Origin of the sequence: Streptomyces luteogriseus (assembly GCF_014205055.1) — a bacterium.
Lineage (GTDB): Bacteria > Actinomycetota > Actinomycetes > Streptomycetales > Streptomycetaceae > Streptomyces > Streptomyces luteogriseus.
Genome location: NZ_JACHMS010000001.1, coordinates 4,289,110 through 4,310,770 on the forward strand (window position 1 = coordinate 4,289,110; position 21,661 = coordinate 4,310,770).

20 protein-coding genes and 1 tRNA gene are annotated in these 21,661 nt (G+C 69.2%); 11 read left to right on the forward strand and 10 right to left on the reverse strand.

The genetic code is table 11. From position 1 onward, the window contains the following. Window positions 1-477: 477 nt before the first annotated feature. The 7 genes from BJ965_RS18810 (at window position 478) to BJ965_RS18840 (ending at window position 9,935) form a co-directional block, all read left to right on the forward strand. Window positions 478-1,338 (forward strand): FhaA domain-containing protein, encoded by an 861-nt coding sequence (locus tag BJ965_RS18810; protein WP_184909729.1) that lies wholly within the window; start codon window positions 478-480, stop codon window positions 1,336-1,338. Window positions 1,339-1,348: 10 nt separating this feature from the next. Further along, window positions 1,349-1,861: an FHA domain-containing protein FhaB/FipA gene (locus BJ965_RS18815; protein ID WP_033309926.1), complete on the forward strand. Its 513-nt coding sequence runs from the start codon at window positions 1,349-1,351 to the stop codon at window positions 1,859-1,861. A gap of 140 nt (window positions 1,862-2,001) precedes the next feature. Continuing rightward, window positions 2,002-3,558: a Stp1/IreP family PP2C-type Ser/Thr phosphatase gene (locus BJ965_RS18820; RefSeq protein WP_221513159.1), complete on the forward strand. Its 1,557-nt coding sequence runs from the start codon at window positions 2,002-2,004 to the stop codon at window positions 3,556-3,558. Window positions 3,559-3,580: 22 nt separating this feature from the next. Then, window positions 3,581-5,038, forward strand: coding sequence for an FtsW/RodA/SpoVE family cell cycle protein (locus BJ965_RS18825; protein ID WP_184909731.1), 1,458 nt, complete (start codon window positions 3,581-3,583; stop codon window positions 5,036-5,038). Continuing rightward, entirely contained in the window at window positions 5,035-6,513 is a 1,479-nt protein-coding gene (locus BJ965_RS18830) for a peptidoglycan D,D-transpeptidase FtsI family protein (RefSeq protein ID WP_184909732.1), read from the forward strand. Before BJ965_RS18825 ends, BJ965_RS18830 begins: the two co-directional genes overlap by 4 nt. Before the next feature lie 169 nt (window positions 6,514-6,682). Further along, window positions 6,683-8,707 (forward strand): Stk1 family PASTA domain-containing Ser/Thr kinase, encoded by a 2,025-nt coding sequence (gene pknB, locus BJ965_RS18835; RefSeq protein ID WP_184909733.1) that lies wholly within the window; start codon window positions 6,683-6,685, stop codon window positions 8,705-8,707. A gap of 196 nt (window positions 8,708-8,903) precedes the next feature. Further along, on the forward strand, window positions 8,904-9,935 hold the full coding sequence (locus BJ965_RS18840; protein WP_184909734.1) for a restriction endonuclease: 1,032 nt from the start codon (window positions 8,904-8,906) through the stop codon (window positions 9,933-9,935). 96 nt (window positions 9,936-10,031) lie between these two features. Here BJ965_RS18840 and BJ965_RS18845 read toward each other — a convergent pair whose 3' ends face one another. From BJ965_RS18845 to BJ965_RS18870, 6 genes are read right to left on the reverse strand one after another with little or no spacing between them, the layout of a single operon-like run. Beyond that, complete coding sequence (locus tag BJ965_RS18845) at window positions 10,032-10,781, reverse strand: class E sortase (RefSeq protein ID WP_184909735.1); 750 nt, start codon at window positions 10,779-10,781, stop codon at window positions 10,032-10,034. Window positions 10,782-10,794: 13 nt separating this feature from the next. Beyond that, on the reverse strand, window positions 10,795-11,931 hold the full coding sequence (locus tag BJ965_RS18850) for a class E sortase (RefSeq protein WP_184909736.1): 1,137 nt from the start codon (window positions 11,929-11,931) through the stop codon (window positions 10,795-10,797). After that, window positions 11,928-12,566 (reverse strand): aminodeoxychorismate/anthranilate synthase component II, encoded by a 639-nt coding sequence (locus tag BJ965_RS18855; protein ID WP_184909737.1) that lies wholly within the window; start codon window positions 12,564-12,566, stop codon window positions 11,928-11,930. The genes BJ965_RS18850 and BJ965_RS18855 overlap by 4 nt, the downstream gene beginning before the upstream one ends. Then, window positions 12,563-12,760, reverse strand: a complete 198-nt coding sequence (locus tag BJ965_RS18860) for a hypothetical protein (protein WP_184918072.1) — start codon at window positions 12,758-12,760, stop codon at window positions 12,563-12,565. Before BJ965_RS18860 ends, BJ965_RS18855 begins: the two co-directional genes overlap by 4 nt. A 17-nt stretch (window positions 12,761-12,777) precedes the next feature. Then, window positions 12,778-13,455, reverse strand: a complete 678-nt coding sequence (locus tag BJ965_RS18865; RefSeq protein ID WP_184909738.1) for a class E sortase — start codon at window positions 13,453-13,455, stop codon at window positions 12,778-12,780. A gap of 20 nt (window positions 13,456-13,475) precedes the next feature. Next, window positions 13,476-14,258: a DUF881 domain-containing protein gene (locus BJ965_RS18870; RefSeq protein WP_184909739.1), complete on the reverse strand. Its 783-nt coding sequence runs from the start codon at window positions 14,256-14,258 to the stop codon at window positions 13,476-13,478. Window positions 14,259-14,397: 139 nt separating this feature from the next. Between BJ965_RS18870 and crgA the strand changes: the two genes are divergently transcribed. After that, window positions 14,398-14,652, forward strand: coding sequence for a cell division protein CrgA (gene crgA, locus BJ965_RS39420; protein ID WP_030846986.1), 255 nt, complete (start codon window positions 14,398-14,400; stop codon window positions 14,650-14,652). Between the two features lie 254 nt (window positions 14,653-14,906). Here the strand turns inward: crgA and BJ965_RS18880 are convergent, their stop codons facing one another. Beyond that, the gene (locus tag BJ965_RS18880; protein WP_184909740.1) at window positions 14,907-15,797 is read right to left on the reverse strand and encodes a rhomboid family intramembrane serine protease; all 891 of its coding nucleotides are present in this window, start codon (window positions 15,795-15,797) and stop codon (window positions 14,907-14,909) included. Between the two features lie 88 nt (window positions 15,798-15,885). After that, window positions 15,886-16,413 (reverse strand): peptidylprolyl isomerase, encoded by a 528-nt coding sequence (locus BJ965_RS18885; RefSeq protein ID WP_030846991.1) that lies wholly within the window; start codon window positions 16,411-16,413, stop codon window positions 15,886-15,888. 338 nt (window positions 16,414-16,751) lie between these two features. On the opposite strand from BJ965_RS18885, the gene BJ965_RS18890 reads away from it, so the two are divergent. Further along, window positions 16,752-17,453, forward strand: a complete 702-nt coding sequence (locus BJ965_RS18890) for a DUF5324 family protein (RefSeq protein WP_030846995.1) — start codon at window positions 16,752-16,754, stop codon at window positions 17,451-17,453. Window positions 17,454-17,612: 159 nt separating this feature from the next. On the opposite strand, the gene BJ965_RS18895 is transcribed toward BJ965_RS18890, so the two are convergent. Continuing rightward, a tRNA-Ala gene (locus tag BJ965_RS18895) sits at window positions 17,613-17,685 on the reverse strand. 181 nt (window positions 17,686-17,866) lie between these two features. Between BJ965_RS18895 and BJ965_RS18900 the strand changes: the two genes are divergently transcribed. Both BJ965_RS18900 and BJ965_RS18905 read left to right on the forward strand, forming a co-directional pair. Beyond that, a complete protein-coding gene (locus BJ965_RS18900; RefSeq protein ID WP_184909741.1) occupies window positions 17,867-18,415 on the forward strand; it encodes a helix-turn-helix domain-containing protein in 549 nt (182 codons plus the stop codon). Between the two features lie 271 nt (window positions 18,416-18,686). After that, a complete protein-coding gene (locus BJ965_RS18905; RefSeq protein ID WP_184909742.1) occupies window positions 18,687-20,150 on the forward strand; it encodes a serine/threonine-protein kinase in 1,464 nt (487 codons plus the stop codon). A 32-nt stretch (window positions 20,151-20,182) separates the two neighbouring features. Here the strand turns inward: BJ965_RS18905 and BJ965_RS18910 are convergent, their stop codons facing one another. After that, window positions 20,183-21,538 carry a hypothetical protein gene (locus tag BJ965_RS18910; protein WP_376777927.1) on the reverse strand — a complete coding sequence of 452 codons (1,356 nt, stop codon included), beginning with the start codon at window positions 21,536-21,538 and terminating at the stop codon, window positions 20,183-20,185. Window positions 21,539-21,661: the final 123 nt, after the last annotated feature.

Genomic DNA, 21,661 nt, shown 5'->3' on the forward strand with positions numbered 1-21,661 from the left:
TGGGTGTGTCCTGGGCGTCTGCCCCTTGGGGCGGGCGCCTTCCGACACCCAGAACATTAGCACGCTGGAAGGGGTGGGTTCACATCCCTTATCCCGCAGGCAGACCGCCCACCGAACCTTCGATGTCCCTGCCACGTATCAACCCGTACCGGTTCACGTATCAACCTCGTACCGGTACCCGCCGTCTCCGCAGGAGGGGGCGGGGTCCACAGTCAGGTGCGGGACACTGGTCTTCGGCCGCCTCTACGATCCTTGTCAGGCATACAGGAGGCGGCTACGCGCAGCAGTGCCGCCGGAGGAGTTCGAAGAGGAGCTCCACAGGGAACTTCGTCATGCGTCGACACCCGTCGGCCGCGCTGACAGGGGGAACCAGCCGATCGACCGGCGCGTGGATACGATCAGTAAGCAGTACCAGCAGTACCCGGCAAGCGGCCCGCAGGGCAGTGCACAGGACGGCAGCCAAGGAGGAGGTGCCCCATGGGAGTCCTGAAGAAGTTCGAGCAACGTCTCGAAGGTCTGGTCAACGGCACCTTCGCCAAGGTGTTCAAGTCCGAGGTCCAGCCCGTGGAGATCGCGGGAGCGCTCCAGCGCGAGTGCGACAACAACGCCACCATCTGGAACCGCGACCGGACGGTCGTGCCCAACGACTTCATCGTGGAGCTGAGCACGCCGGACTTCGAGCGGCTCAGCCCCTACTCCGGCCAGCTCGGCGACGAGCTCGCCGGCATGGTGCGCGACTACGCCAAGCAGCAGCGCTACACCTTCATGGGCCCCATCAAGGTCCACCTGGAGAAGGCGGACGACCTCGACACCGGCCTGTACCGGGTCCGCAGCCGCACGCTCGCCTCCTCCAGCAGCCAGCAGGGCGGCCCGGGAGGCGGCGCCGCCGCACCCGCGGCCCCGCAGGGCGGACGCCCCGGTGGCTACGGCTACCCGCCCGCCGCGGCGCCCTCCGGCGCCCCGCCCATGCCGGCCGCGCCGCCGCCCGGCGGCCGTCCCGGTGGTTACGGCTACCCGCCCGCCGCGAGCGGCCAGCGGCCCCCGGCCGCCGGCGGACGCACCCGCCACTGGATCGAGATCAACGGCACCCGCCATCAGATCTCCCGCTCGACGCTGGTGATGGGCCGCAGCACCGACGCCGACGTGCGGATCGACGACCCCGGCGTCTCCCGCCGGCACTGCGAGATCCGGACCGGAACGCCCTCGACGATCCAGGATCTCGGATCCACCAACGGCATCGTGGTGGACGGACAGCACACCACCCGCGCTACGCTCCGCGACGGCTCGCGGATCGTCGTGGGCAGCACCACCATCATTTACCGGCAAGCCGAAGGGTGAAGCGGGGGCAATGTCAGAGCTGACCCTCACGGTCATGCGGCTGGGTTTCCTGGCCGTACTGTGGCTGTTCGTGATCGTGGCCGTGCAGGTCATCCGCAGCGACCTGTTCGGTACGCGTGTCACGCAGCGCGGTTCGCGCCGCGAGGCAGGCAGGCAGCAGCAGGCCGCCGCCCGCCAGGCGCCGCCGCAGCAGCGCCAGCAGCCCGCCGGAGGCCGGCGCGGCCGTAACGCCCCCACCAAGCTGGTCGTCACCGAGGGCACCCTCACCGGCACCACGGTCGCGCTCCAGGGCCAGACCATCACCCTGGGCCGGGCGCACGACTCGACGATCGTGCTGGACGACGACTACGCCTCCAGCCGCCATGCCAGGATCTACCCGGACCGCGACGGCCAGTGGATCGTCGAGGACCTCGGCTCCACCAACGGCACGTACCTGGACCGGTCCCGGCTGACGACTCCCACACCGATTGCGCTGGGCGCGCCGATCCGCATCGGCAAGACCGTCATCGAGCTGCGGAAGTAGTGCTACATCATGGATAGGCGCGAGCGGAGCGAGCACGCAGTGGCGGGCCCCACCCCGGCCCCCCGCGCGCTCCCGACCGGAGGGTGGGCAGTGTGGCTCGACACGACCGGCTGTACCCGGAGCCGACAGGCGAGGTGCGCATGAGTCTGTCACTGCGCTTCGCGGCCGGATCGCACAAGGGCATGATCCGGGAGGGCAACGAGGACTCCGGGTACGCCGGCCCGCGCCTGCTCGCCATCGCCGACGGCATGGGCGGCGCGGCGGCCGGTGAGGTCGCCTCCTCCGAAGCCATCTCCACCATCGTCGCCCTCGACGACGACGTCCCCGGCTCCGACGTCCTCACCTCGCTCGGCACGGCGGTGCAGCGCGCCAACGACCAGCTGCGCTCGATGGTCGAGGACGACCCCGAGCTGGAGGGCATGGGCACCACCCTGACCGCCCTGCTGTGGACGGGCCAGCGCCTCGGCCTGGTGCACGTCGGCGACTCGCGCGCGTACCTGCTCCGCGACGGCGTCCTCACACAGATCACCCAGGACCACACCTGGGTGCAGCGCCTGGTCGACGAGGGCCGGATCACCGAGGAGGAGGCGACCACGCACCCGCAGCGCTCGCTGCTGATGCGCGCCCTCGGATCCGGCGACCACGTCGAGCCGGACCTGTCCATCCGCGAGGTCCGCGCCGGCGACCGCTACCTGATCTGCTCCGACGGCCTGTCCGGCGTGGTGTCCCACCAGACCCTGGAGGACACCCTCGCCAGCTACCAGGGCCCCCAGGAGACCGTCCAGAACCTGATCGAGCTGGCACTGCGCGGCGGCGGCCCGGACAACATCACCGTCATCATCGCCGACGTCCTCGACCTCGACACCGGTGACACCCTCGCGGGGCAGCTGTCCGACACCCCCGTCGTGGTCGGTGCCGTCGCCGAGAACCAGCACCAGCACCACGACAACGGCATCATGCAGACCCCCGCCGGCCGCGCCTCCGGGCTCGGCCGCCAGGGACACGGCCGGGGCGGCGGGGGCGGCGAGTTCGGCCCGCCCGGATCCGGCGACACCACCGGCTACATCCCGGCGTCCGGCTTCGACTACGGCGACGACGACTTCACCAAGCCCCGCAAGAAGGGCCGCTGGCTGAAGAGATCGCTCTACGGCGCCCTCGCGCTGGCCGTCATCGGCGGCGGCCTGTACGGCGGATACCGCTGGACGCAGACGCAGTACTACGTCGGCGCCGAGGACGAGCACGTCGCGCTGTACCGGGGCATCAGCCAGGACCTGGCCTGGGTCTCGCTCTCGAAGGTCGAGAAGGACCACCCCGAGATCGAACTCAAGTACCTGCCGCCCTACCAGCAGAAGCTGGTCGAGGCGACCATCGCCGAGGGCGGGCTCAAGAACGCCCAGGCGAAGATCCAGGAACTGTCGGTGCAGGCCTCCGCGTGCAAGAAGGAGGCGCAGCGGCGCGACGCCGAGAGCAAGAACAACTCCAAGACCGGCGAAGGCGAGGCCGGGGGCACCACGGGAACCACTCCCGCCTCCTTCACGTCCAAGGCCACACCGACGCCGAACCCGACCAGCCCGTCGGATTCACCGTCGGCACCGGAGAAGTCCACGCCCCCGACCACGACCGCACCCACCCCCAGCCCCGGCCCCAGCCTCTCGGAGGAAGAGCAGAAGGTCGTCTCGCTGTGCGGTAAGCAGTAGCCGTGAGAGGCCCTGTCACACGATGAGCGGTACGAATACGTCGCACTCGCCGACGCACCACACGTCCACGATCGGCGCCATCGGCGCGCCGAGCCGGCGCAACACCGAGCTCGCGCTGCTGTTGTTCGCCGTCGTCATCCCGGTGTTCGCCTACGCCAACGTCGGCCTGGCCCTCAACGACTCGGTGCCTCCGGGTCTGCTGAGCTACGGGCTCGGACTCGGTCTGCTCGCGGGCGTCGGGCATCTCGCCGTACGGAAGTTCGCACCGTACGCCGACCCGCTGATGCTGCCGCTGGCGACGCTGCTCAACGGGCTCGGACTGGTCATCATCTGGCGCCTGGACCAGTCGGAGAAGCTGCAGGCGAGCAAGCAGTTCGTCGAGGCGGCTCCCCGGCAGCTGCTGTACTCCGCGATGGGCGTCGCCCTGCTGGTGGTCGTGCTGATCTTCCTCAAGGACCACCGGGTCCTGCAGCGCTACACGTACATCTCCATGGCCGGTGCGCTGTTGCTGCTGGTCCTGCCGCTCGTGCCCGGACTCGGCGCGAACATCTACGGCGCCAAGATCTGGATCAAGATCCCCGGCCTCGGCACGCTCCAGCCCGGCGAGTTCGCGAAGATCGCCCTCGCGGTGTTCTTCGCCGGCTACCTCATGGTCAAGAGAGACGCCCTGGCCCTGGCCAGCCGCCGCTTCATGGGGCTGTACCTGCCGCGCGGCCGCGACCTCGGCCCGATCCTCGTGGTCTGGGTGATCTCGATCCTCATCCTGGTCTTCGAGACCGACCTCGGTACATCCCTGCTGTTCTTCGGAATGTTCGTCATCATGCTGTACGTCGCCACCGAGCGGACCAGCTGGATCGTCTTCGGTCTGCTGATGTCCGCGGTCGGCGCCGTCGGCGTGGCAAGCTTCGAGCCGCACATCCAGACGCGCGTGCAGGCCTGGCTGGACCCGATGCGCGAGTTCCAGCTCAGCCGTTCCGGGGCCAGCGACGGCATCCTCCACTCCGAGCAGGCCATGCAGGCCCTGTGGGCCTTCGGCTCCGGCGGCACGCTCGGCACCGGTCTCGGGCAGGGCAACTCCGACCTCATCGGCTTCGCCGCCAACTCCGACTTCATCCTCGCCACCTTCGGCGAGGAGCTGGGCCTGGCCGGCGTCATGGCGATCCTGCTGCTCTACGGTCTGATCGTCGAGCGAGGCGTACGCACCGCCCTCGCGGCCCGCGACCCGTTCGGCAAGCTGCTGGCCATCGGTCTGTCCGGCGCCTTCGCCCTCCAGGTCTTCGTCGTGGCCGGCGGCGTGATGGGCCTCATCCCGCTGACCGGTATGACGCTGCCGTTCGTGGCGTACGGCGGTTCCTCCGTGATCGCCAACTGGGCGCTGATCGGCATCCTGTTGAGGATCAGCGACACGGCCCGCCGCCCGGCCCCCGCTCCCGCCGCCAACCCCGACGCCGAGATGACCCAGGTGGTCCGCCCGTCATGAACAAGCCCCTGCGCCGGATCGCGATCTTCTGCGGCCTGCTCGTCCTGGCCCTGCTGATCCGCGACAACTGGATCCAGTACGTCCAGGCCGACGAGCTCAGGACCGACAAGAACAACCGCCGCGTCATCATCGAGCGCTACGCCTCACCCCGCGGCGACATCATCGTCGACGGGAAGCCGATCACCGGTTCCGCCGAGACGCCGGGCAGCGACTTCAAGTTCAAGCGCACCTACAAGGACGGCCCCATGTGGGCGCCCGTCACCGGCTACGCCTCCCAGGCCTTCGGCGCCAGCCAGATCGAGAACCTCGAGGACGGCATCCTCACCGGCAATGACGACCGGCTGTTCTTCCGCAACACTCTCGACATGCTCACCGGCAAGAAGCAGCAGGGTGGCAACGTCGTCACGACACTGAACGCCGCCGCGCAGAAGGCCGCGTACAACGGCCTGAAGCGGCAGGGCGGCAAGGGCTCCGTGGTCGCCCTGGAGCCGTCCACCGGCAAGATCCTGGCGCTGGCCTCGTTCCCGTCGTACGACCCGTCGTCCTTCGCCGGGAACTCCACGACGACGGACAGCAAGGCCTGGCAGAAGCTCCAGAAGAAGAACAACCCGGACGACCCGATGCTCAACCGGGCGCTGCGCGAGACCTACCCGCCCGGTTCCACCTTCAAGGTGGTCACCGCGGCCGCCGCTCTGGAGGACGGGCTGTACACGTCCGCCGACGCCAAGACGGACTCGCCTGACCCGTGGATCATGAAGGGCACCACCACCAAGCTGCCCAACGAGGGCAACATCCCCTGCAAGAACGCGACGCTGCGGGTCGCCCTCCAGTACTCCTGCAACACCGTCTTCGGCAAGATCGGCTCGGACCTCGGCAACGACAAGATGCTGGACATGGCCAAGAAGTTCGGCTTCGACGAAGAGCAGTTCACACCGGTCCGCGCCAACGCCTCCGTCTTCTCCGACAACATGAACCCGTCGCAGACCGCGCTGTCCTCGATCGGTCAGTTCAACACCGCCGCCACCCCGCTGCAGATGGCCATGGTCGCCTCGGCCGTCGCCAACGACGGCAAGCTGATGAAGCCGTACATGGTCGACGAGCTTCAGTCTCCCGGCGTCGACCCGATCGCGAAGACCGACCCCGAAGAGCTGAGCCAGCCGCTGTCGGCGGAGAACGCCCAGATCCTCCAGTCGATGATGGAGACGGTCGTCGACAAGGGAACCGGCTCGAACGCCAAGATCCCCGGTGTCACGGTCGGCGGCAAGACCGGTACCGCCCAGCACGGCGTCGACAACAGCGAGAACCCCTACGCGTGGTTCATCTCCTACGCCAAGGGCGACGACGACAGCTCGCCGGTCGCCGTGGCAGTCGTCGTCGAGGACGACAACGCCGTCCGTGACGACATCTCCGGAGGCGGCCTCGCGGCCCCGATCGCGAGGAACGTGATGGAGGCGGTCATCAACAGCAAGAAGTGACTCCGCTCACGCCTGCTTCACATCGGTGCACGTTGCGATACCGGTCCTGTATCGGCTGAGGGGCTTGACCAGGTCACACAAAGCGAGCCGGGTACGGTAGGCCCGGACGGCAGCCTCCGACCGTACAAGCGTGCCGGTCGGGACCGACGGAGAGGGCTGGTAGGTAGCTATGGAAGAGCCGCGTCGCCTCGGCGGCCGGTACGAACTGGGCCAGGTGCTCGGGCGTGGTGGCATGGCGGAGGTCTACCTCGCGCATGACACCCGCCTCGGCCGCACCGTGGCGGTGAAGACGCTGCGCGCGGATCTCGCGCGTGACCCTTCCTTCCAGGCCCGGTTCCGCCGGGAGGCCCAGTCGGCCGCCTCGCTCAACCATCCCGCGATCGTCGCGGTCTACGACACGGGCGAGGACTACATCGACAACGTGTCGATCCCGTACATCGTCATGGAGTACGTGGACGGCTCGACACTGCGTGAGCTGCTGCACTCCGGCCGCAAGCTGCTGCCGGAGCGTGCCATGGAGATGACCATCGGCATCCTCCAGGCCCTGGAGTACTCCCACCGCGCCGGCATCGTGCACCGCGACATCAAGCCGGCGAACGTCATGCTGACGCGCAACGGCCAGGTCAAGGTCATGGACTTCGGCATCGCCCGCGCCATGGGCGACTCCGGCATGACGATGACGCAGACCTCCGCGGTCATCGGCACCGCCCAGTACCTCTCGCCGGAGCAGGCCAAGGGCGAGCAGGTCGACGCCCGCTCCGACCTGTACTCCACCGGCTGTCTGCTCTACGAGCTGCTGACCGTCCGCCCGCCGTTCGTCGGCGACTCCCCCGTGGCCGTGGCCTACCAGCACGTGCGGGAGGAGCCGCAGTCGCCGAGCGTCTTCGACCCCGAGATCACGCCCGAGATGGACGCGATCGTACTGAAGGCGCTCGTCAAGGACCCGGACTACCGCTACCAGTCGGCCGACGAGATGCGCGCCGACATCGAGGCCTGCCTCGACGGCCAGCCCGTCGCCGCCACCGCCGCGATGGGCGCGGTGGGCTACGGCGGCTACCCCGACGACCAGCCGACGACGGCCCTGCGCGCGGACTCCGGCGCCGGCGCCACGTCCATGCTGCCCCCGATGAACCCCGACGACGGCGGCTACGGCTACGACGACCGCCCCGACCGGCGTCGCGGGCAGCAGCGCAAGTCCAACACCTCCACGATCCTGCTGGTGGTGGCGGGCATCCTGGTCCTGGTCGGGGCGATCCTGATCGGCCGGTGGGCGTTCAGCGGCGACGGCGGCGTGGGCAACGACTCGCTCCCGGCGCCCAACTTCGTCGGCGAGTCGAAGAAGAGCGCCCAGCAGCTGGCCAAGAACTCCGACCTGGAACTGACCTTCTCCAGCAAGCCCTGCGAGAACCAGGCCAAGGGCAACGTCTGCTCCCAGGACCCGAAGGCCGGGATCAAGGTCAACAAGGGCGACACCGTCTCCCTGGTCGTGTCGACCGGGGCGCCGAAGGTGGCGGTCCCCAGCGTGACCGGCCTCAGCCTCGACGAGGCGAAGGCGAAGCTGGAGGGCGACCGGTACCAGTTCGACGTCCAGACGGAGACTCGGGAGTCGCCGGAGGACCCGGGCACCGTGCTGGAGCAGGACCCGAGCACGGGCGACGAAGTCGAGAAGGGCTCCACGATCACCCTGACCATCGCCAAGGAAGCGGAGAAGTCCACCGTCCCGGACGTCCTCGGCCAGAGCTGCGACGCGGCCAAGCAGCAGATGCAGGCCAGCGACCTGGTCGGCAACTGCACCGAGGTGGAGACCGACGACGACAACCAGGTCGGCAAGGTCATCCAGACCACGCCGCAGGCCGGCACGTCGGTCGACCCGAACTCCTCGGTCAACATCCAGATCGGCAAGAAGAAGCAGCAGCAGAAGGTCAAGGTCCCGCAGGTCGTCGGCCAGACGGTCGGCCAGGCCAAGCAGATCCTCGCGCAGGCCGGCTTCACCAACATCCAGTTCGCGGGCGGCAGCGACCAGAGCGACAACGCCCTCGTGGCCGGCCAGAACCCGGGTCCGAACCAAGAGGTGGACGACCCGGCGGCCACGACGATCACCCTCCAGACCGTCGGCGTCGGAGGCGGCAACAACGGCGGCAACGGCAACGGCGGCATCTTCGGCGGCCTGAGCGGCAGCAACGAGGACGACTGACCCCGCCCGCACCACACCGACCCACCCCCAGAGCCCCCGGCCCCACAGAGGCCGGGGGCTCTGGCGTGCGCAGCCGACGACAGGCCCGCAAGAGCGTACGTACGTCGATCGTGCCTTCATATGTCCCGACTCGTTCACCGGGTGGGGTGGGGAATCGGAACCCCGCCCCGGCCACACACGAGCCGAAGGGCAGAACGTGATCAACGAAACGGCCTTGCTGGAATCACCGACACTGCGCGGCAGCGTGCTCGCCCGCACGGACGTACTCGACAGGGTCAAGGCACTGTCGCTCCTGCCGGACGGGATGCATGTGACGACCGCGATGGTGGCGTCGTACTTCTCGGTGACGGTGGAGGTCATCCGCGCCCTCGTACACGACCACCGCGCAGAACTCGAAGCGAGCGGATATCGAGTTCTGACAGGGACAGAACTGAGTGACTTCAAGCAACTCAGTGGAATCCAGTCACGCACCCGCTCCCTAGCCCTCTTCCCCCGGCGCGCCGTCCTCAACATCGCCATGCTGCTCCGGGACAGCGATGTCGCACGTCAGGTGCGTGTGTACCTCCTCGACACGGAGTACCTGGCGCGCACACAGCCTGTGGAAAAGCCCGCCCCACTGGACGCCGCCGCCCTCGACGCCCGCATCGACCAGCGCATCACCCACGTCCTGGGAACGACCGTCGTCCCCATGTTCAACGCCCTGATCGAAACGTCGAGCGAGCACCGACGAGAGCTCATCGCCCTCCGGGCAGGCGTCCAGCGCATCGAGAAGCGGCTCCGACAGCACCACACCCGGCTGCAGCGGCTGGAAAGCCCCCGGGAGAACCGCCCCCTCGCCGGAGTCATGGCCGCCATGGACGCCATGAACGGGCGCGAGTTCGAAGAACACATCGCCGAGCTGCTCCGCCGCGACGGCTGCACCGACGTCGTCGTGCAGGGCGGCGGAAGGGACCGGGGCATCGACATCACCGCGCTCACGGCCGACGGGCGGCGCGTCGTCGTTCAATGCAAGAGGTTCGCGCCCCACCTCTCCATCACCAGCCCCGAAGTCCAGAAGTTCCTCGGCGCCGCCAAGGTCCTGCACGACTCCGAGGTCGCCCTGTTCGTGGCGACATGCCCCTTCACCCGCGACGCCCTCGACATCGCGGCCGAAAGCGGCATCACCGCCGTCCATCGTCGACTGGTCGAGGAATGGAGCGCCGGGGCGGCCCTGGGCGTCCTGGAGTAGCGACCAGCGGGCAGCCAAAAGGCCCGAAGCCGCAAGAGAAAGTTGCGGCTTCGGGCCTCCGCCATGCTAGCGGCCCACCTCCCACGAAGAAGGCAGTCAGCCCAGTTCCTTCGGCGGAGTCCGCTCGCTGTCCACCTTCTCCACCCGCTCCAGCTCGCCCCACACGACGTACCGGTACGTGCTCGTGTACACCGGCGTGCAGGTCGTCAGGGTGATGTAGTGGCCCGGCTTCTTCTTCCCCGATTCCTTCGGGACCTTGGACAGGACCTTGACGTTGTACTTCGAGGTCTCGGGAAGGATGTCGTAGACCTTGTAGACGTACCACTTGTCCTTCGTCTCGAAGACGATCGGGTCGCCCTTCTCGATCTTGTCGATGTTGTGGAACGCGGCGCCGTGGCCGTCGCGATGGGCGGCGAGGGAGAAGTTGCCGTTCTTGCCCGACATCGGCAGGGCCGACTTGACGGGGTCGGTGTAGTAGCCGGCGACACCGTCGTTGAGGATCTTGTTCGACGTGCCCTTCTCGACCAGGACCTCGTCGTTCTTCATCGCGGGCACGTGCAGGAAGCCGATGCCGTTCCTGGTGTCCAGCGCGCCGGGGCCGCCACGGCCGTGCGCCCAGTCCTCACGGACCTTGTCGGCCTGCTTGCCGGCCGCGCGGTCGGCGACCACGTTCGTCCACCACAGTGAGTAGACGACGAACAGGCCGAGGACCAGGCCCGCGGTGATGAGGAGTTCCCCGAAGAAGCTGACCGCCATGGCGACCGGGCCGGGCCTGCGACGTGCCGCAGGCGGCCGGGACGCCCCGCCGGTGTGCTTCTCGTGGTCGGTGTCGGTGGTCGCTGCCACTGGTCATCTGCCCTTAACTGACGAGCGCATCCGGCTTGCCCTTGCTGCGCGGCCGTTCCTCGACCATCTTGCCCCAGACGATCATCCGGTACTTGCTGGTGAACTCCGGCGTGCACGTGGTCAGCGTGATGTAGCGGCCGGGCTTGGTGAATCCGGAGCCCGTGGGCACCGGATTCAGGACGCTCGTGTTGCTCGGCGGCGTCACCGGCAGGATCGACGCCATCTTGTAGACGAAGTACTCGTCCTGCGTCTCCACGACGATCGGGTCGCCCGGAGCGAGCTTGTTGATGTACCGGAACGGTTCTCCGTGGGTGTTGCGGTGCCCCGCGAGCCCGAAGTTGCCGCTCTTGTCGCCGGGCATCGCCGTCTTCAGTGCGCCCTCGGCGTAGTGGCCGACCATGCCCCGGTCGAGCACACCCTTGCTGTTGGTGCCCTCGGCGATCGGGACCACCACGTCCAGCTTCGGGATGTGCAGGATGGCGAAGCCCTGCCCGGGTTCGAAGGCCCCCGGGTTGCGCTTGCCGCTCGCCCAGTCGTTCTGGAGGCTGCTGGCCTCCTTGCCGGCCTGGGCGTGCGCCCGGACGTTCGTCCACCACAGCTGATAGGTGACGAACAGCAGCATCAGCACGCCGGCCGTGATGAACACCTCACCGATCGCCCGGCTCGCGACGACCGCCGCGCCGGGCTTGCGCGCCCGCGCCTGCCGCCGCGCCTCGACCCGCGACAGCGGCGCCCGTGACCGGCTCCCGGAGCCGGTGGGCGCGGACGGGGTGTCCGACGTGTCCGAGGTTCCGCCATGGCGCCCGTGACGGCGCTTGGCGGCCTTTCTGCGGGCCGCGCGGCCACCGTGGGTGGGTCCATCCCGCCGCGGTGCGGAAGAAGCCGCAGAGCCGGTCGTGGAGGCGCTTGTTGCCGGCGGGGGATCCGGAATCCGCAGCGCCACCGTCTCCTCGTCGACGGGCGGCAGATACGTCTCGTCCGGGACGGGTTCGTACGACGCGTACGGCTGCTGCGGCTGCTGCTGCGGCTGTGACTGCGGGGACACACCGTACGTCTCCCCGTCCGACCACTCCTCGAACGCACCCCGCGCCCCGTACGACTGCTGCCCGTACGAGGTGTCGGACTCGCGCTCGGGGCGCAGGGCGGTCACGCCGAGGCCCTGCCCACCACCGGGGCGAGCCCGGCCGACCTCGCCACCGCGCCCTGGTCGCCGCACTCCACCAGCCAGTTGGCCAGCATCCGGTGTCCGTGCTCGGTCAGGACCGACTCGGGGTGGAACTGCACCCCCTCGACCGGCAGTTCGCGGTGCCTCAGACCCATCACGATGCCGTCGTGCGTACGGGCGGTGACCTCCAGCTCCGCCGGGACCGTGGCGGGCTCGGCGGCCAGCGAGTGGTAGCGCGTCGCCGTGAAGGGGGAGGGCATACCGGCGAAGACGCCGCCGCCACCGTGCTCGACCAGGGAGGTCTTGCCGTGCAGCAGCTCGGGCGCGCGGTCCACCACACCGCCGTACGCCACCTGCATCGACTGCATGCCGAGGCAGACGCCGAAGACCGGAACACCCGTGGCGGCGCAGTGCCGGACCATGTCGACGCAGACGCCGGCCTGCTCGGGCGTGCCCGGGCCCGGAGAGAGCAGGACCCCGTCGAAACCGTCCTGGGCGTGCGCCGTGGACACCTCGTCGTTGCGCAGGACCTCGCACTCGGCGCCGAGCTGGTAGAGGTACTGGACCAGGTTGAAGACGAAGCTGTCGTAGTTGTCGACGACGAGAATGCGCGCGCTCACTGGTTGTCCACCGTCACATCGTTGAAGGGCAGCAGCGGTTCCGCCCACGGGAAGACGTACTGGAAGAGGACGTAGACCACGGCCACGACCAGGACGAGTGAGGTCACTGCCTTCGCCCACGTGTTACCCGGCAGATGCCGCCAGATCCAGCCGTACATGCCGTCCCTTCCGTCGTACCACGGCACCAGACCCACGCCGTACAGCCACCAGACTAACGGCGCAGCGCCTCCGGTTTCCCGGCCTCCACGGGCTGGGTGGAGTCCAGGTGCGCCCAGACGATCAGACGGTGACTGTGCCCCCACTCCGGTTCGCACGTGGTCAGCGTCAGATACCGGCCCGAACGCGTGTACCCGGAAGTACGTGGGACAGGGTCGATCACCTCGATGTCCGAGGGCACTGTTTTGTACGGTCCTTTGTCGATCCGATACGTGAACCAGGTCGTGCCGTCGGTCAGCACCACGGCGTCACCCCGCCTGAGCTCGGGGAAGTCCTTGAACGGGTCCCCATACGTGCGACGGTGGCCGGCGACCGCGAAATTTCCCCTCTGCCCGAGCTGGGCCGTCTCGGCGTAGTGGCCGAGGCCCTTCTTCAAGGTGCCGGGGGCGGTGCCTTCGAGCACGGGCTTGTTCCACGTGAAACCAAGCCGCGGGATGTACATGATCGCGAAAGGCCTGCCCTTGGCGTAGGGCGCGGGCTTCGCCGGGCCCGCGGGGGAGCCGGCAGCCGGCGCACGGGGCCTGGACCACTCCTTCCGGAGCAGGTCGATCTGGTCGTCCATGACGCCGTCGGCCCGCACGCCGGTCCAGAAGAGCACATAGACGACGAACAGCACGATCAGGCTGCCGACGGTGATGCACAGTTCGCTGACGGTCCTGACGATCACGCGCACCGGCAGCTCCCCCGGTCCGGCTACTGCTCCACGGGCTTCGCGTAATGCAGATCCACTGTGCCCGAGTAGCCGGGCAGAGTCACCGGGCCGTTCTCCTCGACTTTCCAGCCGAGCCCGTAGACGTTGACGTAGACCATGTAGTTCTGGATCGCCGGGGAGGCCGCGAGCGCCTTCTGCAGCCTGCCCGGGTCACCGACCGCCGTGATCTTGTACGGCGGTGAGTAGACGCGGCCCTGGAGGATCAGGGTGTTGCCCACGCAGCGCACGGCGCTGGTGGAGATCAGCCGCTGGTCCATGACCTTGATGCCCTTGGCCCCGCCCTGCCACAGCGCGTTCACCACGGCCTGGAGGTCCTGCTGGTGGATGACCAGGTAGTCGGGCTGCGGCTCCGGGTAGCCGGGGAGCTTGGCAGTGGCGTCCGGCGGGGCGTCGTTGAGCGTGACCGAGATCGAGTCGCCCTTGAGCTTCTGCGTGCCGGCGCGCTTCTCCAGCGCGGCGAGCTTGTCGTCCTCCGCCTTGGTGCTGCCGTCGTCGCGCTCGGCGAGGGCCTCTATGTCCTGGCGCAGGGTGCCGTTGGTCTCGTCCAGCTCGCCGTTCTCCCGGCTGCGCTCGTGGATGAGGTCGGACAACTTCAGCAGGGAGGTGTCCGTGCGGATGTTGGTGCCCTTGGCGGTGTCGAAGCTGGTGAAGAAGATGAGTCCCGCGAGAGCGAACACGGCCGCCGTGAGGATGCGCACCGGCCGAAAACGGCGCGCGGGCTCAGGGGTGGATCCCGTCCCGGGGGAGTCGGCAGAATTGCTCAACGTACCCTTATCTCCTTCGGCGCGGCGGAAGCACTACGCTAACGGACGCCCGGGGGAGCAATCGGAGTCCCCTCACGCTGCCCCGAGACCGACTCAGTTACCTGCGCGGCCACGCAGCGCATCGACAGGAGAGACCCTCGTGCCGAAGTCACGTATCCGCAAGAAGGCCGACTACACGCCGCCGCCTGCCAAGCAGACGACCGCAATCAAGCTGAGCAACCGTGCCTGGGTCGCGCCGGTCATGCTGGCCATGTTCCTCATCGGCCTGGCCTGGATCGTCGTCTTCTACGTCACCGACGGATCGCTGCCCATCGACTCGCTGGGCAACTGGAACATCGTGGTGGGCTTCGGCTTCATCGCCGCCGGATTCGGTGTCTCGACCCAGTGGAAGTAGCGGTCACCACACGGTGAACGCAGCTCTGCCCAGGGCTGTTCGCTGAGTTATCCACAGCAGTTTTCCACATGGGGATAATGAAGACGATCTGTGGATAACCCGCTGGACGTTGACGCCGGTATGACGGAAGTACCGGTCTTCGAAAACTTGTTCGCCCCCTGCCTGACCTGCGGAAACGCAGGTCGGTGACAGGGGGCACATGTGTTCCCGCACCGTATGCACAAGATCCGACACCCGCTGTGGACAACGCCTGGTCAGGCGAGCTGCGCCGTCCTCAGGACGGTCATGAGCACGACCACACCCAGGACCAGGGCGCAGGTGCCGTACTGGACCAGCGCGCGGCGGTCCCGCGGGGCGTGGACCATGGCGTATCCGACCACGACACCGGCGACCAGGCCTCCGATGTGGGCCTGCCAGGAGATGTTGAACCCCGGGCTGAAGGTGAAGATCAGGTTGATCACCAGCAGCGCGATGATCGGCCGCATGTCGTAGTTGAGCCGGCGCATCAGCACGGCCGTGGCGCCGAAGAGTCCGAAGATCGCGCCGGAGGCTCCGAGGGTCGCAGTGTCGGGAGGCGTCAGCAGGTAGGCAAGCGCGCTGCCCGCGAGGCCGGAGATGAAGTAGAGCGCGAGATAGCGGACCCGCCCGAGGGCCGCTTCGAGCGGGCCTCCGAGCCACCACAGGCTGAGCATGTTGAACGCGATGTGCCAGATCTCCTGGTGGGCGAACATCGACGTCACCATGCGGTACCACTCGCCTCCCGCCACGCCTTGTGTGGGCGTGAAGGGGGCGGGCGGCCAGGCACCGCGGAGCACGATGTCGTTCAGCAGCGACTCGTGGACCTGGACGGCGATGAACACGGCCAGGTTGATCCCGATGAGGATCTTGGTCAGCAGTCGGGGGTCGGCCGCGATGGAGCCGCCCGCGATGGTCCGGGGCATGGCGGCCGTGGGCGCGTGGCCCGTGCCGGAGCCGGTCCGGACGCACTCGGGGCACTGGAAGCCGACGGAGGCGTTGACCATGCACTCCGGGCAGATCGGGCGCTCGCAGCGCGTGCAGCGGATGCCCGTCTCGCGGTCCGGATGGCGGTAACACATGGGGACGCTGTGGGCGTCCTGCGGGCTGCCCGCAGCCTGGTCGTCCATGGTCTCCCCTAGGTCGTGTGAGAAAAGCCCGCCCCGCCCATCCTTACGGATGAGCGGGGCGATTGGTTCCCTGCGGGAGCCGTCGCACTCAGCGGGTCTCGATGACGACCGACTCGATGATCACGTCGTTCAGCGGACGGTCGGTGCGCGGGTTCGTCTGGGTGGTGGCGATGGTGTCGACGACCTTCTGGCTGGCCGCGTCGGTGACCTCGCCGAAGATGGTGTGCTTGCGGTTGAGCCACGCCGTCGGGGAGACGGTGACGAAGAACTGCGAGCCGTTGGTGCCCGGGCCGGCGTTGGCCATCGCCAGCAGGTAGGGCTTGTCGAAGCGCAGGTCCGGGTGGAACTCGTCCTCGAACTGGTAGCCGGGACCGCCGGTGCCGTTGCCCAGCGGGTCACCGCCCTGGATCATGAAGCCACTGATCACCCGGTGGAAGACCGTGCCGTCGTAGAGCCTGTCCGTGGACTTCTTCCCCGTCTCCGGGTGGGTCCACTCCCGCTCGCCCTGGGCGAGCTCGACGAAGTTCTTGACCGTCTTGGGCGCGTGGTTCGGCAGAAGCCGGACTTCGATGTCGCCGTGATTGGTCTTCAGGGTGGCATAGAGCTGCTCAGCCACGATCTGCCTTCCGTTGTCTTTCCGTGACTCCCTGATCCTCGCACGGACCGGACCTCGCGTCGTCCGGCCTCGGTGCGGCGGGGGGAAACCCTCGGCGGGCGCCCGCGGAAATTCAGGCCAGTAGGGCCGGGGCGGGGGCGCCGGGCGGCGATCCGTGGCATTGTCGACGACAAGCTCCTGTTGCCCCCTATTCAGCTGCTATTGCACGTGATCGGCTCCGGATGCCGACTTGTGTGACCCGGATGCCCTTCCGCGCATGCCTGGTCGTGCGCCAGGAGGCATGATCCGTAAAAGGGTGGAAAGTCGAAATACCGTACGCCACCGAGGAGGAGGAACCCGTGACCCGCATCGACAGCGTGCGCGCCGCGACTGGTTCGGCGAAGGACAGCGTGCTGCACGCCGCGGAAGTGGTGGCGCCCTACGCCGACACGGCCAAGGACAGGGCCGCGCACTACGCACACGAGGCACGCGTACGGCTAGCGCCCAAGGTGACGCAGGCCGCAGGGCAGGCGCGCGTCCAGTACGGCACGCATGTGCAGCCGTATCTGGAGCAGGCCCGCACGCATGTGCCGCCGAAGGTCGACCAGGCCGCCCAGGAAGCCGCCGAACGCACCCGCAAGGCCGCCCGCCAGGCGGCCGAGTACTCCAGGCCGAGGATCGAGCAGGCGGTGGCCGCCGCCGTGCCCGTCACGACCGAGGCCGCGGCCCGGAGTGTGGCCGCCATGGCCGCGCTGCGCGGCCAGGTCACGTCCAAGGAGATCCAGAAGCTGGTCCGCAAGCACGAACGGCGGGCCAAGGCCGGCAAGGCCATGAAGACGCTGGTGATCCTCGGCGCCGTGGCGGGCGGTGCTTTCGCCGCGTGGAAGTGGTGGGACAAGCAGGCCAACCCGGACTGGCTGGTGGAGCCGCCGGCCGCGACGGAGGTCCCCGAGTCGGGACACCTGTCGTCCGTCGACGGCACCGGCCCGTCGGTCCTGGACCCGGAGGTCGAGGCCAAGCAGGCCGAGGACGAGGCGGCCCAGCGCGACGACCGTTCCTGAGGGCGCACCGGATTCAACAGCACGGCGGGGCGGGAGACTTGAGGGTCTCCCGCCCCGCCGTGCTGTTTCACGTGAAACACAGGCCACCGGCGTCCGCGCGGGCGCACAAAAACGCCCTCCGAGACCGCGTTTCCGCAGTTCGGAGGGCATTTCCATACGTGGAGCCTAGGGGAGTCGAACCCCTGACATCTGCCATGCAAAGACAGCGCTCTACCAACTGAGCTAAGGCCCCGGACGGGGACGTCCGACCGGAGAAACCGCATCCCGGCGGGCGTCGGAGACCAGAGTACCGGGTCACCCCCGTGGTTCCGCAAAAAGATTGGGGGTCCCCGTCGCCGACCACTCTCCGTAAGATGCTCGGCGTGGTTCGCTACCGCGAACCGCCGTACATGGGGAAGCGATGGGGAGACGCAATGGACGCCGCACAGCAGGAAGCGACCGCAAGAGCGCGGGAACTGCAGCGGAACTGGTACGGGGAGCCACTGGGGGCGCTCTTCCGTAAGCTCATCGACGATCTTGGTCTCAACCAGGCTCGTCTCGCGGGGGTTCTGGGACTGTCCGCACCGATGCTGTCGCAGCTGATGAGCGGTCAGCGGGCGAAGATCGGCAATCCCGCCGTCGTGCAGCGGGTGCAGCTGCTGCAGGACCTGGCGGGGCAGGTCGCGGACGGCAGCGTGAGCGCGGCCGAGGCCACCGAGCGCATGGAGGAGATCAAGAAGTCACAGGGGGGATCGGTGCTCAGCAACACCACACAGACGACGAGCAGTTCGGGGGCGCCCACGGTCAAGCGGGTCGTCCGCGAGATCCAGTCGCTGCTGCGGTCGGTCGCGGCGGCGGGCGACATCATCGACGCCGCCGACACCCTCGCCCCGACCCATCCGGAACTGGCAGAGTTCCTCCGGGTCTACGGCGCCGGCCGCACCTCGGACGCGGTCTCGCACTACCAGTCCCACCAGAGCTGATCCCACCGCCCGGCGCCGAAGGGGGTTCGGCAGCGGGCAGCGGGTGAGGTGACGGGGGACGCGTCACGGACGGACGGGCACGAGGGGGCGTGTTCGTACGGGGGACCGGTCGACGCCAGGGGGATGTATCGCTCATCGGGGGAGTCGGGGGACTCCACGGACCCAGGGGACGCGGGGGATTCAGGGGGCCGTTTCACCCGTCGGGGAGTCGTAGCACTCACCGAAGGGGAAGCAAGGGGGGAAGCCACAGGGGGAGGAGCGACGTACAGCCATGGGTGAGGTCTTCGCCGGCCGGTACGAACTGGTCGACCCGATCGGACGCGGAGGGGTCGGCGCCGTCTGGCGCGCCTGGGACCACCGCCGCCGTCGCTACGTGGCCGCCAAGGTCCTGCTCCAGAGCGACGCGCACTCGCTGCTGCGCTTCGTCCGGGAACAGGCCCTGCGGATCGACCACCCCCATGTACTCGCCCCCACCAGCTGGGCCGCCGACGACGACAAGGTCCTGTTCACCATGGATCTGGTCGCGGGGGGCTCCCTGGCCCATCTCGTCGGGGACTACGGTCCCCTCCCGCCGGCCTTCGTCTGCACCCTGCTCGACCAACTGCTGGCGGGCCTGGCCGCGGTGCACGCGGAGGACGTCGTGCACCGTGACGTCAAACCGGCCAACGTGCTGCTGGAGGCCACCGGCACGGGCCGGCCGCGGCTGCGGCTGTCCGACTTCGGCATCGCGATGCGGCTGGGCGAGCCCCGCCTGACGGAGACCAACCTCGTCGTCGGGACGCCCGGGTATCTCGCACCCGAGCAGATGATGGGCGCCGAACCGGACTTCCCCGCCGACCTGTTCGCCGTGGGCCTGGTCGCGCTGTATCTGCTGGAGGGTGCCAAGCCGGACAGCAAGGCGCTCATCCAGTACTTCGCCGAGCACGGGACGCCCGGTGCGCCCAAGGGCATCCCGGAGCCGCTGTGGCAGGTGGTGGCCATGTTGCTCCAGCCGGATCCGGAGGCGCGCTTCCGTACCGCCACGGGTGCACGCAAGGCCCTCGCCGCCGCCGCGGAGCTCCTGCCGGAACCGGGACCGGACGACGAACTGATCGAGATCTTCGACCAACTCGGCCCGCTCCCCAGGGGTTTCGCCCTCGAGGGTCCGCTGGAGAGAGCGAAGGGTCTGGGGCCGGGGCAGGGGCTGCCCGACTCCTCGGGGACCGGCGAGCGGAGGTCCCGGCGGGGAGACGACGACGGTGATTCCTCGGTGCCCGGCGGGCAGCGCGCCGAGCCTCGGCAGCAGGGCGGCCCGACGCCGACGACCGACCCGCGACGCACCACCGGCCCCGACCCTGCCCTGTTGCCCTCGATGTCGGACACCGGCAGCTTCCATCTGCCGCCTCCGCAGGCCACCGTCACCTCGGCACCCACGCCCGGACCGACCCGGCCCGCTCCATACCAGCAGGCCCCCGTCTCCCCCTACGACCCGACGCACCGGCTGTCCCCCGCCCAGCCCCTCCCGCCGGTCTACGCCGGGCCGCCCTTGCCTCCTGCGGAGCAGTACCGCACGGACGCCTCCACGGCCTCGTACACCGCCCAGAGCCCCCAGGCCCCGCCGGCCGGCCAGACGCCGACACGGCACCGGGCACAGCGGCGTTCCCACGCCGGGCCTCCGGCCAAGGTGGCGGTACCGCTGCTGCTCCTCGCGCTGGCCTGCTACGCGGTGGGCTTCTGGGCCCTCACCCGCATCTGAGGGATCCCGCGCCAGACCAGGAAGCACGCCCTTTACGTGGTGATCCTCCGCCTGGCCACCACCGTCCACACCCCGAGCCCCACCAGCAGGGCGCTCCCGGTGCCGATGCCGCCCACGGCCAGCGCCCTCATGGCGGTGTCGTCCCCCGCGGCCACGCCCTCCGCGGCCGCTTCCCGGTCCTGCTCCGAGACCTCGAAGACCCCCTTAGGCACGGACTCCCCCGCGTATTCGGGCCCGCCCCGCGTCTCCCCGCTCGTCCGGACGCGCAGCGTCATCACGAACGGCCCGTCCCCGAAGGTGTCGGCCACGCCCTTGGAGAGGTGGGCGACGAGGTAGTAGGAACCGGCGAACCGCAGCGCGCCGACCTGTGCGGTGGCGGCGTAGCGGTTGGCGTGGTCGACCGGGGGCAGGGGAGGCAGGCTTCCGGACTTCTGGCCGCCGTTGTAACCGACCCCCACGTCGGCGACGCGACCACGCGCCGGGTTGTAGAGGTCCAGGTCCAGCGCGTCGGACGCGTAGCCGGTGGCGCCGGAGTCCGAGCTGCCGAGCTCGGCGGTGACGGACACCTGCTGCCCCCAGTCGACCGGCACCGCGTAGAAGAGGGTCTGGCCGGGCCGGATGTCGTCCTGCCAGATTCCCTGGTCGACCGGGGTCGCCCCGCTGAATCCCGCGCCGCCCTTCCGGCGCTGTGGCTCTCCCTGGAGCGGCTGGGGCGTGGCGGAGTTCCACGTCCCGGGCGCCCCGGTCGCCTCCGTGTCGGCCACCTGGGGTTCCGTCATCGCGACGAGTTCCAGGTCCCAGGCGTCCGGCGAGGAGCCCTCGCCGTCGGGGTCGACGCGCTCCACGGACACGAAGTAGGCACCGGCCTTCCCGCACAGTGGTTTGCCGGTTTCGCGCCTGCCCCAGGCCGCGATGGGGTGGGGGCTGCGGGCGGCCCCGAAACTCGCGGTGTCGACCGAGCAGGTGTTGCCCTCGGCATCCTGCACGGTCACCCTGGCCCCGTCGATGACCGAGACCGTGCTGCCGGGGGAGGGGACGGCGGTCACGGAGACATAGGCGTTCGTCGCGGCGTCGAGGTCGAGTCGGTAGCTGACCTTGCCGCTGCTCGGCAGGGAGCTCCTGTAGGTGCCGCCGGGCTTCAGCAGGGCGGCCTCACCGGTGCTCCTCGCTCCCTCGACGCTCTGCGCGCCGTCGGCGAAGGCGTACGGGCTCGGCGTGCCGGAGACCTGACCTGCGGCGGCGGCCTGTCCCGGTCCCACGGCCGCTGTCGCCCCCAGCACCACCGCCGCGGCGGCGACACGCACCGCCACTGCCGGACGGGAGCGCCACGCCCCCACACGTCGCCCCCACGCCGTACGACGCCGTTCCGTACGACACCGACCCCTCACGCGCCACCCCCCACCGTCGCCGGATCACGAAGCCGTGCCACCGTGGCCCATCCTGCCGCGCCGGCCGGGTTCACGACCGGCCCTCGGCACACAAAACCCCGACCGCGAGGCGGCCGGGGTGTG